Source organism: Colwellia aquaemaris (assembly GCF_057548755.1).
Genome location: NZ_BAAJLV010000001.1, coordinates 605,259 through 622,713, shown reverse-complemented (window position 1 = coordinate 622,713; position 17,455 = coordinate 605,259). Strand labels below are relative to the sequence as shown.

12 protein-coding genes are annotated in these 17,455 nt (G+C 39.5%); 5 read left to right on the top strand and 7 right to left on the bottom strand.

The features are described 5' to 3' along the window. The first annotated feature begins 8 nt into the window (after window positions 1–8). Together rluA and AC27HL_RS02775 are read left to right on the top strand one after the other, a co-directional pair. Window positions 9–692: a bifunctional tRNA pseudouridine(32) synthase/23S rRNA pseudouridine(746) synthase RluA gene (gene rluA / locus AC27HL_RS02780; RefSeq protein WP_487078842.1), complete on the top strand. Its 684-nt coding sequence runs from the start codon at window positions 9–11 to the stop codon at window positions 690–692. A gap of 99 nt (window positions 693–791) precedes the next feature. Continuing rightward, the gene (locus tag AC27HL_RS02775; RefSeq protein ID WP_487078841.1) at window positions 792–1,754 is read left to right on the top strand and encodes a DUF3530 family protein; all 963 of its coding nucleotides are present in this window, start codon (window positions 792–794) and stop codon (window positions 1,752–1,754) included. Between the two features lie 8 nt (window positions 1,755–1,762). Here AC27HL_RS02775 and AC27HL_RS02770 read toward each other — a convergent pair whose 3' ends face one another. From AC27HL_RS02770 to AC27HL_RS02755, 4 genes are all read right to left on the bottom strand, one after another. After that, window positions 1,763–2,818 carry a WD40/YVTN/BNR-like repeat-containing protein gene (locus tag AC27HL_RS02770; RefSeq protein ID WP_487078840.1) on the bottom strand — a complete coding sequence of 352 codons (1,056 nt, stop codon included), beginning with the start codon at window positions 2,816–2,818 and terminating at the stop codon, window positions 1,763–1,765. A gap of 222 nt (window positions 2,819–3,040) precedes the next feature. Beyond that, the gene (locus AC27HL_RS02765; protein ID WP_487078839.1) at window positions 3,041–6,196 is read right to left on the bottom strand and encodes an efflux RND transporter permease subunit; all 3,156 of its coding nucleotides are present in this window, start codon (window positions 6,194–6,196) and stop codon (window positions 3,041–3,043) included. Next, the gene (locus AC27HL_RS02760) at window positions 6,196–7,473 is read right to left on the bottom strand and encodes an efflux RND transporter periplasmic adaptor subunit (RefSeq protein ID WP_487078838.1); all 1,278 of its coding nucleotides are present in this window, start codon (window positions 7,471–7,473) and stop codon (window positions 6,196–6,198) included. The genes AC27HL_RS02765 and AC27HL_RS02760 overlap by 1 nt, the downstream gene beginning before the upstream one ends. A 135-nt stretch (window positions 7,474–7,608) precedes the next feature. Next, window positions 7,609–7,989: a YacL family protein gene (locus AC27HL_RS02755; protein ID WP_487078837.1), complete on the bottom strand. Its 381-nt coding sequence runs from the start codon at window positions 7,987–7,989 to the stop codon at window positions 7,609–7,611. A gap of 172 nt (window positions 7,990–8,161) precedes the next feature. Between AC27HL_RS02755 and AC27HL_RS02750 the strand changes: the two genes are divergently transcribed. Then, on the top strand, window positions 8,162–8,995 hold the full coding sequence (locus tag AC27HL_RS02750; RefSeq protein WP_487078836.1) for a substrate-binding periplasmic protein: 834 nt from the start codon (window positions 8,162–8,164) through the stop codon (window positions 8,993–8,995). A 150-nt stretch (window positions 8,996–9,145) separates the two neighbouring features. Beyond that, entirely contained in the window at window positions 9,146–9,844 is a 699-nt protein-coding gene (locus AC27HL_RS02745) for a hypothetical protein (protein WP_487078835.1), read from the top strand. A gap of 170 nt (window positions 9,845–10,014) precedes the next feature. Here AC27HL_RS02745 and acnB read toward each other — a convergent pair whose 3' ends face one another. Next, on the bottom strand, window positions 10,015–12,606 hold the full coding sequence (acnB, locus tag AC27HL_RS02740) for a bifunctional aconitate hydratase 2/2-methylisocitrate dehydratase (RefSeq protein WP_487078834.1): 2,592 nt from the start codon (window positions 12,604–12,606) through the stop codon (window positions 10,015–10,017). Between the two features lie 424 nt (window positions 12,607–13,030). On the opposite strand from acnB, the gene AC27HL_RS02735 reads away from it, so the two are divergent. Beyond that, window positions 13,031–15,838 carry a bifunctional aconitate hydratase 2/2-methylisocitrate dehydratase gene (locus AC27HL_RS02735; protein ID WP_487078833.1) on the top strand — a complete coding sequence of 936 codons (2,808 nt, stop codon included), beginning with the start codon at window positions 13,031–13,033 and terminating at the stop codon, window positions 15,836–15,838. 120 nt (window positions 15,839–15,958) lie between these two features. Here AC27HL_RS02735 and AC27HL_RS02730 read toward each other — a convergent pair whose 3' ends face one another. After that, window positions 15,959–16,300, bottom strand: coding sequence for a hypothetical protein (locus AC27HL_RS02730; protein ID WP_487078832.1), 342 nt, complete (start codon window positions 16,298–16,300; stop codon window positions 15,959–15,961). Window positions 16,301–16,438: 138 nt separating this feature from the next. After that, the gene (locus tag AC27HL_RS02725; RefSeq protein ID WP_487078831.1) at window positions 16,439–17,368 is read right to left on the bottom strand and encodes a THxN family PEP-CTERM protein; all 930 of its coding nucleotides are present in this window, start codon (window positions 17,366–17,368) and stop codon (window positions 16,439–16,441) included. Window positions 17,369–17,455 lie beyond the last annotated feature (87 nt).

The following is a 17,455-nucleotide window of genomic DNA, read 5'->3' as shown; positions in this document are numbered from 1 at the left end:
AAAAGCAAATGAGTGCAAACCCTGATTTTATTTATCAGCCACCAATGTCACCTTACCTTGATATTATTTATCAAGACGACGATATTGTTGTGCTAAATAAACCCAGCGGTTTGCTGACAGTGCCAGGACGTTTACCTGAGCATCAAGATTGCTTGCAAAATCGAGTCATTAAAGTGCTTCCTAGTGCGACCGTTGTTCATCGGTTAGATATGGCCACCTCTGGTATTATTTTAATGGCTTTAAATAAACCTGCGCATGTTGAAATTAGTCGTCAATTTGAAAAGCGGTTAACCCAAAAGCTTTATATTGCTCGCGTATTTGGCAAAGTCGATGATAAAACTGGCTCTGTTGAACTACCACTAGTTTGTGACTGGCCTAATCGTCCAAAACAAAAAGTAGATTTTGAGCATGGTAAAAAGGCACTGACCCACTATAAAGTACTAAGTTATTGTAATGATATTGATGACCAAACAACTACCTTAGTAGAGTTAACACCAGTAACCGGACGCTCTCATCAACTTAGAGTACATATGCTTGCTATTGGTCATCCGATTCTTGGTGACCGTTTATATGCCCATGAAAAAGCGCTAACGGTCAGTAACCGCTTGCAGCTACACGCACAAATGTTAGAGATAAGTCATCCGGTATCAAAGCAAAAATTAACATTTTCAAAACCGTGTCCTTTCGAATAAGTAGCTAAAGCATATAGATAAATCGTCGATAAAGTATTTATCAATACGAAAAACTAATGACGGCTAAAAATTAAGTTTATTCATTTTTAAGGATTCCAATTGTTTGCATTTTCTCAAAGGTTGTTTGTCCCCTTAGTGCTGGTATTTTTAATATCCGCTGGTGGACTCTCCAACGTCACGGTCGCCGCGGAACAAGAAGCAAGTTCACCGCAACAGCAAAAAGCAACAGAGGCTATGGCTGACGAAAAAAAGCCTGAGCCATCAGCCGACGCCAAAACTAATGAGAGTCAAGAATCATCACGAATTGTTAATGCGCCAATAAATGCATTTAGCCAGCAACAGCAAGATATTAAGCATTACCTAACACATACCAAGGTTGAGTCGATATTAGTGGGCCCGGACGAATACTTAATGCTGGTTGACCCACATACCACTGCAATTAATAAAGGAGTCATGATATTAATTCCTGATTGGCAGAAAAGTCCAACCAGCCCTAGTGCTTTTAAGCAATTGCGAAAAAATATGCCAAATCAAGGATGGACATTATTAACCTTACATCCGCCACATCAACCTACAGCTTACCCTTCACAAGCGCTTTTAGCAGAGCAAAGAGAACAAGAAAATTCCGATACTTTAATGGCATATCAAAAAACTTTGGCAAGTGCAGTTGCTGAGGTGATAAAAAAAGCCAAGGATTACCCAGGAGTGATCTTAACGATTGTAGCAGGGCAACATGCCGGGTTAATGATGAATATGATTAGCAGTGAGCAGATTGACACACCAAGTGCCATGGTTATGTTAAGTGGCTATATGTCAACACCAACCGAAGATAGCAAGTTAGCAGAACAAGTAGGGTTATCTGATCTGCCAATCCTTGATTTATACCTAAAACGAGATCATCGTTTAGTGGCCAATAGTGCTAAGACTAGAAAAATTAAAGCAAAAAATGAAATGAAAGTGTACTATCGACAGCGCCAGCTAACTAACCAAATGCCTGGTCAGTATCCAAAGTATTCATTAACGAAAACAATTTTAGGCTGGCTTAAATCTATTGGTTGGTAAACACCGACTTACTCAACATCATATATAGCGACTTTGCCGTCTTGACCAGCAGCCAAAAATAACTGACCATCACTAGCGATTGTGTAAAAGCCCCTTTGCTGCAATTCCGCCGTTTTATCATCAAATTCTTGCCATGCTTTACCACCATCGAAAGATATATCACTACTGGTTTTCCCTACGCTAATACAGACTTTTTCGATACAGCTCATGGCCGTTCGTAACCCTCGCTGCTTAGCATCAATCTTTCGCCATTTACCATCTAGAAAACCTGCGATATTTTCATAATGCCCAGTTCTTTGTTGATAGTCTCCTCCTAAGACGAATACCTGTTGTTGACTGTTTAGCGCTAAACCATAGCCTCCCGCTGTTTGAGTGGCCGAATATAAAGGTACATCTTGTCGCTGCCAGTGTTCGCCATAATCATCACTAAAGTACACTGACGCTGAAAATCCACCTGTTGTCAGCCAAGCTTGGCCGTTTTTTCCGGTAATTAAGGTATTGCCACTTGCCGCAAATGCCGCTTCTTTATCCAGCAAAGCCGGCAAGTTCACTTTAGCTATTCGACGCCACGTTTTTCCGCCATCTAACGTTCGCTTGATAACATAAAAACCATCAACGGGATCACCAAGTAATAAACCATTTTGCTCATCCCAAAAAGCAATCGCATCATAAAATCCTTTGTCGTCACTATTTACATTAAGCAACTGCCAGCTGACACCGGCATTTATAGTTTTATATAAAACAGACTTTTGACCTTCTCCAGCGCCCATGACAATAGCAGTATTTTTGTTAAATAGTTCAATATCACGAAAATCTACTGTACGTTTTGTCTTTACAGAACGGTCGTGCCAGGATTTACCAGCATCGAAGCTAACAAATACTGTATTATCGCTACCACTAACCCATAATGTATTCTCCTTTATCGCACTGCCGCGTAAGGATGCTTTCTTATCGATATCAATACGTTGCCATTGTTTAACTTGTTCAGCTGCCGCAGGCCAAGCCAAAATTTGTATTAGTGCAAATGTAAAAAACAGAAAACCGTAAGTGGATTTAGCAAACATAGCTTTACCTTAAAATAATGAACAGCACGAAGTGCGTAGTTAACGCTCTGATATTATTCACATATATAAACAACTAATGACAATAATGTAAATAACCTGAGCTCAAGACAAGCAATATGCTAAGCGACAGACAATAAAAAGCCGTATTTTCAGACTATAAAAATACGGCTTAATTTATAAAGTTTAATATTCGCTATTGCTTTAAATGCTTAATGGTTGAGCCTAATAATGTGTCGACTCAACATTTAGCGCCTGTCGCCGCTTAAACAAATTGGCAATATCTTCTTTTATCATATACAAGGACGGTATTAAAAACAGGGTTATTACAGTTGCAAAGACAATACCAAAGCCTAATGATATCGCCATCGGGATGATAAATTGTGCTTGCAAGCTGCCTTCAAAATACAAAGGGAAAATACCAAAAAACGTTGTTAATGACGTTAATAAAATTGCCCTAAAACGTTGTGTACCTGCTTGGCTAACAATATCAATCATACGCATGCCTGAGCCTTTAGCTTTATTAATAAAGTCGACCATAATTAAACTATCATTTACCACCACCCCAGTTAACGCAATAAAGCCAAACATCGACATCATATTAATAGTGCGACCAAGTAGCCAATGGCCAATAATGGCTCCAATAATACCAAATGGAATCACAGACATAATCACTATAGGTTGGCTATAAGATTTAGTAGGAATAGCAATTAAGCCGTAAATCAAAAATAAAGCTCCTATTGCGGCTAAACCTAATTGTGATAAAAAGTCAGCCTGATCCTTACTTGCACCTTCAATACCGTAGCGCACACTAGGGTAATCAGCTAAAATTTCCGGCAGATACTTGTCGTTCATTTCAGTCACAACTTTGCGTGACTCAACTTTTTCACTATCAATATCGGCAGAAATGGTAATTGAACGCTTTTGGTTAATGCGGGTGATTGAAGAAAAACCTTGGCCTATTTCAATGTTAGCAACCTGATAAAAAGGTACTTGCTCACCACTTGGTGTTCTGATCCACATATCCTCTAAATCTGAAACCGATAAGCGGTCAGACTCGGGGTAACGTACCATCACTTTCAACTCATCACGTCCACGCTGAATACGCTGCGCTTCATCACCATAAAACGCTTGGCGAACCTGTTTAGCTAAACTTGATAAATTCAACCCTAGCACTTCAGCTTCTGGCTTAATGCTAAGCTTAATTTCTTGGCTACCACGACTAAATGAATGTCGAACGTCGTATACGCCATCATAACTATTTAACTGTGTTTGAATAGCTTCTGCTGCAGCTTCAAGTTCAAGGTCATTTTGTCCTGTTAGTTGAAACTCAATTGCAGCACCACCACCAGCATTAGTACCAGCAAAAAAGCGCAGTTCTTTGGTGCCAGGTATTTCGCCAATTTCGTCACGCCATAATTTTTCAATTTCATAGGCATCTAACTCTCTTTGGTCTGGCTTGACTAATTCAAGCAGCACGCTAGCACTGGTATTGCCATTGGTGAAAATCATTTCATGCTTCACAAAACTAATGCCATTAATTTTGTTATTTTCAGAAACCGTTTCAATGGCTTTTTTAACTTTCTCTATTGCTTTATTACGTTGATGAGCCGCTGAGCCATCAACCATAGTGATATTACCTTGAATAAAGTCACTGGGAATATTAGGAAACACCTCTAGTTTCACAAATGAACCAACAATTAAGCCTATTGATAAAATCAAAATAGCGACAAATACCGCCATAGTATTGTATCGCGCAATGAGCGCCTTCTCTAAATATGGCTTGTACACTGTGTGTATAAAGTTATCTAACTTTTCTTTAAAGCGCATTTGAAAACGTTCCAGAAAGTTAGCGTCTTCTGCCACTAAAGGCACATATTTCATATGTGCTAAATGTGCAGGCAAAATCCATTTAGATTCAATTAAAGAGAAAATTAAACAAAAACTAACAACTATCGATATGGCCCGGAAAAAAGCAGCAAAACTTGCATCGATAAAGAGTAACGGAGTAAATGCCGCTATGGTTGTTAAAACCCCAAATGTCGCTGGCATTGCCACCCGTAACGTACCGCGAATAATGTTGTCACGAGAATGTCCATATTTTTCTATTTCAGCATAAGCACTTTCGCCAATAACAATGGCATCATCAACCACAATCCCCAACACCATGATAAATGCAAAAAGGCTAAGCATATTAATTGAAACAGACCATTCACCAAGTAGCGGCATCATCATTAACGCGCCAAAAAAACTAATTGGAATGCCGAGCATAACCCAAAAGGCAATTTTAATACGTAGGAATAATGTCAAGACGATAAAGACTAAAAACGCCCCCATCATCATATTGTTTATCATCATATCTAAGCGTTCAGAAAGGTAGTATGAGCTATCTCCCCAAACGGTTAACTTTGCCCCTTCGGGCAATTGTTGGTTTTTACCCTCAACATATTGTCTAACTTGCGCCGCTATTTCTAAATCATTTTGATCACCCGTCGACTGCACCATAATGCTAGAGGTATTTTCATTGTCGAAAGTGGCAAAATCCTCTTGTTCAACAAAACCATCTTTAATATTCGCAACATCCGCCAATAATAAACGAGTACCGTTACTATCGGTTCTTAATACTAAATCGCCATATTCTTGGCCAGTATAGGCTTGCCCTTCAGCACGCAATAAAATATCACCTCCGCGGGCTTTAATGGTACCGCCAGGTAAATCAACTGACGAACTTCTTACCGCCTGCGTAATTTCATCAAAAGTAAGTTGATATTGCTGTAATTTTTCCTCAGAAACTTCAATGCTAATTTCATAGTCGCGGCTACCCACAATCTCGGCACTATTAACACTAGGTAAAGCCATTATTTCATCGCGAATATTTTGCGCCATTACTTGTCTAGCACGCCTATCCATTGGGCCACTCACCGACAGCCACATGACTTGACCTTTAAACTCTTGCTTACTGATTATTGGTTTTTCGGTTTGTGCAGGAAAAGTAGTAATGGCGTCAACTTGCATTTGAACTTCATCAAGCTTCTCCGACATAGAATAACCAGATTGCAACTCTATAGTCACTATACCGACACCTTCACGTGCCGTTGCTGTTATACGCTTTATACCTTCAATATCTTCAAGCGATTCTTCAACTTTTAGAATTACCGCTTGCTCAACTTCTTCTGGTGCAGCGCCCAAGTGCGGTACAGTAACTTGTATACTGTTAGTATTGAATTCAGGAAACATTTTTTTGTTAATGCCCTGATACGAGAAGTAACCCGCAACTAAGATAAATACCATCAATAAATTGGCCGCAACACTATTATGCGTAAACCAAGCAATGATACCTGTTAGCTTCTCTTCATTGGCTGGGGAATTATACTCGCGCATTAGTCGTCACCTTGTGTCTCTGCTGGCTCACTTTGGCTCGCCGTTTCCGTCGGCGTTTCTTCCTCTTCTGTAGAAGGCTCTCCAACAATACGTAATGTCATCCCTTCTACTGGAGTTTCCATTTGCGTTGTGACTAAACGATAATTCTCTGCAAAGTCATCATGACTATAAACAAAGTTTGCATCATTGCGCAAAATACTAATTTCTTGGATATGTAATTTATTTTCGTCATCGACTAAGTAAACTTTATTGGCACCATGCAATGCATCACGAGGAATAGCAACAATATCGGCTATCATTTTTCCGGTGATATTAGCATTAACGAAGGTGCCAATACGTAACTCGTGATGCTCACTAGAAGATAAAACACTGTATGGATCATCAACTTGGGCAATGACATAATGCACACGACTGCGACTATCGACTTCGCCTTCATAGCGAGTCAGATTCGACTGCCACATATGTTCACTACCTAAGAGTTGATAAAAAATATCAACCTTTGATGTTGCTATGTCTTGTTGGTTTATTTTAGGCAAGTTTAAAAATTCAACATCTCGTTGTTTAATCGGCAATCTTACTTCGGCATAATCAACAGCAAACGTCATTGCCAAAGTTGAGCCAATTGAAACATATTGGCCAATCTCAACTTGCTTTTCTTTGATCATGGCATCGTATGGCGCTCTAATTTTTGTTCGAGCTAATTTGACTTCTGCGTCGGTAACATCTGCTTCTGCGGCTTTGACATCTGCTTTAGCTTTTTGCAATTGCGGTAGGCGCAAGGCTAATACAGGTGCTTGTTCCAATGATTTCCCTGTTAATAACCATTCATCTTCAGCTTGCTCTTTGCGAGCTTGTTCTTCAACCAAGAGTGCTTTAGCGGCATCAAGTCGCGACTGTGCTTGCAATAAATTAACCCGATAGCTGATATCGTCAATACTTAACAATACCTCGCCTTTAGTAAAAAAGCCGCCGACATTAAATTTGTCGTTAACTGAGGTTATTTGTCCAGACACTTCAGAAACCAAGTTTGTTTGAGTTCGAGGTAGCACACTGCCTTGGCTCGCTATTGTAAAGCGAATATCTTGTCTTTCGATATTTTCAACTTCAACCAATGGCGCTTTAATAATAGTAGGCTTTTTAGCCGGTTTCGGGGCGAGTGCAGCGACAACAATTAGCCCAACAATGGCTAAGAAGATAATGGCAATTGGCGTTAATACATAACGTAATGGGATCATGCGTTTAGCTTTTTTGTTGTTATTTTCCGTAACAGAACTCATGTTTTGATCTCAATAATTAATAAAATTTGTTAATTTGGCTTTTTGCCAAAACATAATATTTATAGTAACTTAGCGAAAAATATTAACCAAGTATTAACTAAGTAAATAAACGTAAAATTTACTCATGAATATAAACTAATATTTTCTGACAAACTTTGCCCAAGATAGCAGTAATTCTCTAAAATCTTCGCTACCACATGATGACGAGTCTTGTTGATCAAAATCGATATTCTCTTCGGTTAACGTCTCAGGTAATACCTCAGCACCATTCATACTAGCATTGGTTTGTACTGTGACATCACCACGGCTAAAACTGACGCTGTACTCACTACCTGTAATGGTGATTTCAGATTGCTTATCTTCTTCAATTTCATTCATTGCTGACAATAATTGCGCAAGTTTTTTGGCATCTGTTCCTACTTCAACTTCTAGCCAGGGTCCTATAACTTCATGCTCAAGGGAAAAGCGCGCAATAGCTTCCCCTGTGATAGGGTCATCGGTAAATTGATATTCCATAAATACCTCATACTGAAAAAATTACGATAGGCTTTATTCTATCTACTGAAAATCTACTATATTAACTAGAGACATTTATATAATTGATACGATAAGTTAATTGTAGCAAAAACATTACTATTAACACGAAATACTTGGCCTATTCTAGCAAATGAAATGGGCGCTATTGCCTATGAATGAAATGCAAAACAAGCAATACCAGGTAAGCGACTTACCAGAGAATTATAAATCATATTGTCCGCCAATTTGGTTGCCGATATTTATGATTATAGCGCTGTTCGCCTTAACAACTATTTCAGAAAAAGTTTCAGCTAAGCCTTTACCAGCAATTATAGTTGCCATGCACATAGAGCCTCCGTTTTCCGACATGGTTGATGGTGAATTTGTTGGCGAAAATATTGATATTGCCAATGCCTTAGCTGACAAAATAGGGCGAAAGGTAAAGTTTGTTTATTGCCCAGTAGCACGCTGTTTTTCTCTGGTACAAGCAGGACATGCCGATATGATTATCGCCGTTAGAAAAACGGCAATAAGAGAGCAGTTTATGAGTTACCTGTCACCACCAATTAAAATTCAAAAACTACCATTACGCTTTTACATTAGAGCTGATCATATGCTCGTTCTAAACAATTATGATGACTTGCATTTATTTAAAGTTGGTGTGTTACGAGGGGCGTCATACTTTGACAAATTTGATCATGACACCAACATAGCAAAAATTCCTCTTACCAATCATCAACAACTCATTAATATGCTACTCAAAGGGCGCATAGATACCTTTTTAGAACGTGAAGAGTCCATAACACCTTTGGTAGATAAACACGTATATGCTACTAAAATTAAACTCGCGAAGTTTTCATATGATAAGAGCGTAGGCTCTTACATTGCCATTTCGAAAAAATCTGCGTTAAATAAAGACTTGAATCAGCTATCGACAGCATTAGCTAGCTTAGCCGCTTCAGGTTATATCGCAGAGCTTATAAAAAAAACAAAACAAGTAAATTAGCAACATAACTTCACTACATATTGAACTAACGCCGTAATATCACGTCTATTCTATACCTTTAAATTTTCTATTATTTTATTTGTGCGAAACGGAAATTACACAGCCATAGCGTTTTCAATTATTATTCACCTTTTAATTTTGGCGATTATTGTGTTAACACAATCAACCGCTAAACCTCCATTTAAAGCAGTAAAAAACAAACAGCCAATCAAAAGCTTTTTATATAAAAAGCCCAAACCAGTAGTGCCGGTAGCCAAGGAAATAACAGATATTACTCCCGTAGAGCAACAAGCCAAGTTAGAGAAACCTCAGCCAACAAAAAAGGTATTAAATAAATCAGTAAAAGATGCTGTTCAGCCGAATGAGGCAGCAACTGAAGTTAAAAATGAAAATGCAAAAATTCATCAGCAGGAGACCATTTCGCTTCCGCCTCCTGTAGCAAAAACAGTCCCAAATCAACCGCCAAAAAAGCCAGTAAAAAAACTTGATAGTTTTACTCAACTACAAAGGTTGCGTAGTAAACTTAATAGCCGTGCTACCATAGCACCAAGCAATAATCCATATCAGAGCTATCAGCCACCATCGGCTTTTAATACTAACCCGCAAACTGTTCCTCATTCACTACCATTAAAAGATGAAGCACAAGAGCGAGAAAAAAACACCAAAAACATGGGCTCAGGAATCGCAATTGCCAAAGGTGAGGATGGCACCTGTTCAATTACCCAAGATATGACTGTATACGGACTTGATCATGGTTCGTCGACTCAATATTTTAGCTGTGGTGAATCTAAGTTTGATAAAAGCTTTCGAGAACATATGAAAAAAGTAAAAGCAAAGTTAGGCAAGTAAACTAAGCACGCATTTGTGAACAGCCATATCCCATAAAAAAGCAGCATGCAGCAATTTTTATCTGAAAATAAAACGCCACTAAAAAAGTGGCGATTAAATTTCTGATTAATGTTTAACTCAATCTAGCTTGGCAGATAGTGAAACTCTGCATATGAGTAAAAAATCTAAAATTAGGCTTCTACTTGTAAGATAACAGTGTCCGCTTTCTTAATATATTGCTCCATCTTATCAAAATTTAAATATCGATAGGTGTCAGCTGCAGTAGCATCTATTTTCGATGCGTACCCCATATATTCTGTCGGTGTTGGCAGTTTGCCCAATATAGCACCAACTCCAGCAAGCTCTGCTGAGGTTAAATATACATTTGCACCAGTACCTAAACGATTAGGAAAGTTACGAGTTGAAGTAGACAGAACCGTTGTATTATCGCCTACTCGTGCTTGGTTCCCCATACACAATGAACAGCCTGGCGTTTCTATACGCGCTCCCGCTTTGCCATAAATGTTAAAGTAACCTTCATCTTTAAGCTGTGCGCTATCCATTTTAGTTGGCGGTGTCACCCACATACGGGTTGGCAATGAACCAGCAAAGCCCTCGATGAGTTTACCTGCTGCACGAAAATGGCCAATATTAGTCATACATGAACCAATAAATACTTCATCAACGTCTACACCAGAAACCTCCGATAATAGCTTTGCATCGTCAGGGTCATTAGGGCAACAGACTACCGGCTCAGTAATTTCATTTAAGTCGATTTCAATGATATGCGCATATTCAGCGTCACTATCGGCTGACATTAGAGATGGATTGTCTAGCCATGCTTGCATACCATTTATACGGCGCGTAATAGTGCGCACATCACCATAACCTTCACTGATCATCCATTTGAGCATGACAATATTAGAGCTTAAGTATTCTTTAACCGCTTCTTCTTCAAGTTTAATTGTACAACCTGCAGCAGAACGCTCAGCAGAAGCATCTGACAATTCAAATGCTTGTTCAACGGTTAAACCTTTAAGCCCTTCAATTTCCAAAATACGTCCAGAAAATTCATTAATTTTCCCTGCTTTTTCAACGGTTAACAACCCTTGTTTAATAGCTGTATAAGGAATAGCATGAACAAGATCACGTAGAGTAATTCCTGGTTGCATGTCGCCTTTAAATCGCACTAAAACAGACTCCGGCATATCAAGCGGCATAACACCAGTTGCTGCCGCAAATGCAACTAAGCCTGAGCCAGCAGGAAAAGAAATACCTAATGGAAAACGCGTATGGGAATCGCCACCCGTACCAACAGTATCAGGTAACAACATACGATTTAACCAAGAATGAATAACCCCATCACCAGGGCGAAGTGACACACCACCTCGATTCATCATAAAGTCAGGTAAGGTATGATGGGTAATAACATCAACAGGTTTAGGGTACGCTGAAGTATGACAAAAAGACTGCATCGTAAGGTCAGCCGAAAAGCCCAAACAGGCCAAATCTTTCAGTTCATCACGAGTCATAGGCCCTGTCGTATCTTGTGAACCAACGGTTGTCATTTTCGGCTCACAGTATTGGCCTGCGCGTATACCTTCAACACCACATGCTTTGCCAACCATTTTCTGCGCTAAGGTATAGCCTTTTCCTGTATCTTCAACATCTATTGGTTTGTTGAATAAATCAGTTTCACCAAGACCTAATGCTTCTCGTGCACGTGCGGTTAAACCTCGTCCGATAATCAACGGAATGCGGCCACCAGCACGTACTTCATCCAAAAGCACTGGGCTCAATTCAAATTCGGCAATTACATCACCATTTGCATTTTTAACAACGCCTTCATAAGGATAAATATCAATAATATCGCCCATATGCATTTTTTGAACGTCAAGTTCGATAGGTAAGGCGCCGGAGTCTTCCATAGTGTTATAGAAAATAGGAGCAATTTTGCCACCTAAACATACACCACCACTGCGCTTATTAGGAATAAATGGGATATCATTACCCATAAACCACAACACAGAGTTTGTAGCTGACTTTCGAGAAGAGCCAGTACCAACAACATCGCCAACATAGGCCAGTGGAATTCCCTCTTCTTGCAGCGCTTGCAGCTGTTGAATAGGACCGATAACACCATCTTCATCTGGGGTAATACCATCTCGCTCAATTTTAAGCATTGCTTTGGCATGTAGTGGGATATCAGGGCGAGACCAAGCATCAGGTGCTGGTGATAAATCATCGGTATTGGTTTCACCTGTAACTTTAAATACCTTCACCGTGATCTTTTCCGCCACCTTAGCTTTCGAAGTAAACCACTCACCATCAGCCCAAGATTGCATCACTTTTATTGCTGCAACGTTCCCTTCTTCCGCCTTTTCTTTAACATCATAAAAAGCATCAAACATTAATAAGGTATTCGACAGCCCTGCAGCCGCACTATCGGCTAACGCAGTGTTATCTAGCAAGTCGATCATAGGCTGAATATTGTAGCCACCTAACATGGTTCCAAGTAATTCCGTAGCTACTTTAGCTGATAAAATAGGTGAACTTACCTCACCTTTTGCAATAGCGGCTAAAAAACCAGCTTTAATATACGCCGCTTCATCAACTCCTGCTGGCACTCGATTTGTTAACAGGTCAATTAAAAATACTTCTTCGCCTGCCGGCGGATTTTTAACTAATTCAACTAAAGCTGCAGTTTGTTCAGCATCTAATGGCTTAGGTACAATGCCTTCAGCGGCTCTATTTTCTATATGTTCACGATAATTTTGCAGCACGATGTTCACCTCTAATATTTGTGATAACTAACCTTAATTTTGTCCCTTTTGCCATTTCTTTTATTAGATTCACGCAAATAACATAGCTTAGGCATTTGAGACTTAAAAGATAGGTGGAATTATAATCGAATGCACAAATTGATTGATATACGACTAAATGATTAGAGCCAATGCCATTTATATCAACACATTTGAACGACTATTTGTAATAGCACAAATAATTAAGCCATTATTGGCCATCGCCCTGTTATTTTTCTGTAACATAAATCACATAACTGAGGTTACTATCCAGTATAACCACCATGAATAGTGTTTATTTGATGAAATGATTCATAGTAGCTTAAAAATCAGGTAAAATAGCGCCAATATTTATCCTGGCTAATGACTTTGTTATTAGTATTTTTATCGTTAAAGTGAGTGTCAAATGAGCCTTTATACAGATTATATCGCGGAAATTGAAAGCCGTAAGAATGAGCTAGGTTTAGCGCCTAAGCCAATTGATAGTGCTGAGTTGTTAGCGGAAATTATTGAGCAAATTAAAGACCAAGCCAATGAATACCGTGCTGATTCATTAAATTTCTTTATCTACAACACGCTTCCAGGTACAACAAGTGCTGCAGGCGTAAAAGCAAAATTCTTAAAAGAAATCATTTTAGGCCAAGAAGTTGTAGCCGAAATTACATCAGAATTTGCTTTTGAATTACTTTCTCACATGAAAGGCGGTCCTTCAATTGAAGTACTACTTGACCTGGCACTTAGCGACGACACTTCAGTTTCAGCACCAGCTGCCGATGTATTAAAAACACAAGTATTCCTATATGACGCCGATACGTCTCGTTTAGAAACAGCTTTTAAAGCGGGTAATGCTGTAGCCAAAGACATTTTAGAAAGCTACTCAAAAGCTGAATTTTTCACAAAATTACCTGAAGTTGCAGAAAAAGTTGACGTAGTTACTTACGTTGCTGGTATCGGCGATATCTCAACTGACTTACTTTCTCCTGGTCACCAATCGCACTCACGTGCCGACCGTGAATTACACGGCCAATGTATGATCACGCCTGAAGCACAACAAGAAATTGTTGCACTTCAAAAACAGCATCCTGGCAAAAAAGTCATGCTAGTAGCTGAAAAAGGTACTATGGGTGTTGGTTCTTCACGTATGTCTGGTGTTAACAACGTTGCACTTTGGGCAGGTGAGCAAGCTTCTCCTTACGTGCCATTTATCAACATCGCGCCAGTTGTTGCAGGTACTAACGGTATCGCACCAATCTTCTTAACCACAGTTGATGTGACTGGTGGTATTGGTCTTGACCTTAAAAACTGGGTAAAGAAAGTAGACGCTGACGGTAACACAGTTGTGGATGCAAATGGCGACCCAATATTGGAAGAAGCATACTCTGTAGCAACAGGTACGGTATTAACTATCGACACGAAAGCTAAGAAGTTATACAACGGCAGCGAGGAAGTCGCTGACGTAGCTTCTGCATTTACACCACAGAAGCAAGAATTCATGAAAGCTGGCGGTTCTTATGCTGTTACTTTCGGTAAGAAATTACAAACATTTGCTGCAGAAGCATTAGGTATTGAAGCACCTGCTGTATACGCGGCCGCAAAAGAAATTTCACACGAAGGTCAAGGCTTAACAGCTGTTGAGAAAATCTTCAACCGTAATGCTGTTGGTGTTTCTTCGGAAGCTCCTCTACACGCTGGCTCAAACGTACGTGTTAAAGTAAACATCGTAGGTTCTCAAGACACTACCGGCCCTATGACATGCCAGGAATTAGAAGCAATGGCTGCTTCTACTATTTCTCCAATCGTAGATGGTGCATTCCAATCAGGTTGTCACACGGCATCTGTATGGGACAGCAAAGCAAAAGCTAACACGCCTAAGTTAATGGCATTTATGAACGCGTTCGGTGTTATCACAGCACGTGATCCTAAAGGCGTTTACCACTCAATGACTGACGTAATTCACAAGGTACTAAACGACATTACAGTTGACGACCGTGCCATTATCATTGGTGGTGACTCACATACGCGTATGTCAAAAGGTGTAGCATTCGGTGCTGACTCAGGAACTGTAGCAATTGCTCTTGCAACAGGTGAATCTGCAATGCCAATTCCAGAATCAGTAAAAGTTACCTTTAAAGGTCAAATGGCTGATCACATGGACTTCCGTGACATCGTTCACGCAACGCAAGCACAAATGCTTAAGCAATTCGAAGGCGAGAACGTATTCCAAGGCCGCGTAATCGAAGTACACATTGGTACTTTATTAGCAGATCAAGCGTTCACATTCACTGACTGGTCAGCGGAAATGAAAGCGAAAGCGTCTGTATGTATTTCTAATGACGAAACATTAATTGAGTCTATCGAGCTGGCGAAATCTCGTATCCAAATCATGATCAACAAGGGTATGGACAACGAAGCGCAAACATTAGCAGGTCTTATTAAATTAGCTGATGAGCGTATCGCGGGTATCAAGTCTGGTGAAACACCAGCATTAGCACCAGATGAAAATGCTAAGTACTACGCTGAAGTTGTGGTTGATTTAGACACAATCGTTGAACCAATGATTGCTGACCCTGATGTAAACAACGAAGACGTTTCTAAGCGTTACACACACGATGTTATTCGCCCTGTTTCATACTACGACGGCAAGTCGGTAGATTTAGGTTTCGTTGGTTCTTGTATGGTTCACAAAGGTGACATGCAAATTATCGCGCAAATGTTCCGTAACCTTGAAAAGCAAAACGGTTCTATCGAGTTCAACGCACCATTAGTTGTTGCTCCACCGACTTATAACATCGTTGATGAGTTAAAAGCTGAAGGTGATTGGGATATCTTAGCTAAGTACTCTGGTTTCGTTTTTGATGACGAGAACCCGAAAGGTGAAGCACGTAAGACTTACGAAAACATCTTATACCTTGAGCGCCCAGGCTGTAACTTATGTATGGGTAACCAAGAAAAAGCTGAGCCAGGTGATACGGTAATTGCTACATCAACACGTTTATTCCAAGGCCGTGTTGTAGCAGATAGCAGCGAGAAAAAAGGGGAATCTTTACTAGGTTCAACGCCGTTAGTTGTTCTTTCAACTATCTTAGGTCGCTTCCCAACAATGGACGAGTACACTGCCGCTGTTGAAGGTATCGACTTAACGCGCTTCGCGCCACCAACAGAAGAAATGACAACAAAATATACAGCTCAAGCTGTACCTGTAAAAGTTGTTTAATTCACTTTAAACATAAATAATACGTTTAGAGCTAAATAACAAAAAGGCTACTTATGTTAAATAAGTAGCCTTTTTTTATTTGCTATAAAAAATGCAGTAAATCTCTATGCTTTTTTTAGTCTAAAGCTTTGGACACTCAATATTAGCAGACAGCGAAGGCATGATCATATTCGGGAATGACAGCTTATCATCAAAACGCTCTACGCCTTTTAACACCTCAATCTTAAAGCCGTAACTTTTACAGATACGTAAAGATCTACGCATCAAAAATGTGGCTAATTTACTAAACTCAGTATCCTGCTTAGCAATAACTTGCAGGTGATAATTGCCATTTTCCAAATCAGTTTGCTTAAACTGCACTTGATGATCAAAGTCCCATTGGGATTGTCCATTTGAACTATTAACCTTATTTGTACAAGCAGATAAAAACAAAAAACTGAAAATACAACACACTCTTATCATCGTCACTATCCTTATATTTACATCAGATAAAACTACTGCAGCAGCTCATAATGTTAAGCTTTTGGTATATACAGGGCAACTAAAAAGGCCAGCTTGCGCTGGCCTAACCATTCTGACTTACACTCAATAGATAAGTAATTAGAAGTTAATTTGACGTTTTTTTACCGCCAAAACAATCATCGCAATTGCTAGCAAAAATAGTGAACTTGGCTCCGGAACCGAAGTAATTGCTCGTTCGTGGCTAATATTAAAACCAAATTGAAATGTTGTATGCATTTGTTCATTAGTTATTAGTCCAGAACAGCCGTTTACTAAACCAAGAGCTGAACAGTATCCATCGTTAAGCATTGCAAATGGTGCTGCATTATTATTTTCATCAAAGACTAAAATGTTAATATTATAAAGATTACCATCATAAGCGAACGGAATTCCTACAGTTAAATCACCATTAAAACCAAAAATATCAGGACAACCTCCAACATAGCTCGCTGATGGCGAACCATCTAAACATGTACCACTACCTGGATTATTTGCAGTTTCTTGAAACTTAAAGTCAATCCCAATGGTAGGTGCATTTTCAACACCACCAGTATCAGGTACTAATGCATCCAAGGTTAAAAAGTCAGTTAGCGTAGCACCAGTTAATGTTGAAAAACTGCCACTCAGCGTATTATTCCAATGCGTGGCACTTATACCCACACCAACAGTGCCTGGATCACCACCAACGATTGTCTCAACAGTCCCTGATACAACACCGCCACCATATCTATCATTTCCTGTTGGACCATCACCAATTGTTAATGCACTGCGCGAGTCATTCGGGCCTAAACCTGAATTTAAAAAGTCGTTAGTTATATCGCCATCATTAGCTCCCCATGATAGTTCAAAGTCTGAACTACTGGTTGTGCCTGCTCCACCAGTCCATGTTGGACTGCTAAATTCCGCCCAAGTCTGAAAACTCCACTCAGTAACTATATCACCAGCTTGTACAACATTTGCAGAAAAAGTGCATAGTAACGCTAAAGCAAGCGCTCCTATCCGTTTTTTAAATATAAATAAGTTATCCATTAGTTGTTACCCTTCTTTGATTCATAAAATAAAGAGGAAGTACTTTAACTGCGTGTAACTACCTAACCGATTTAATACAAGCATATT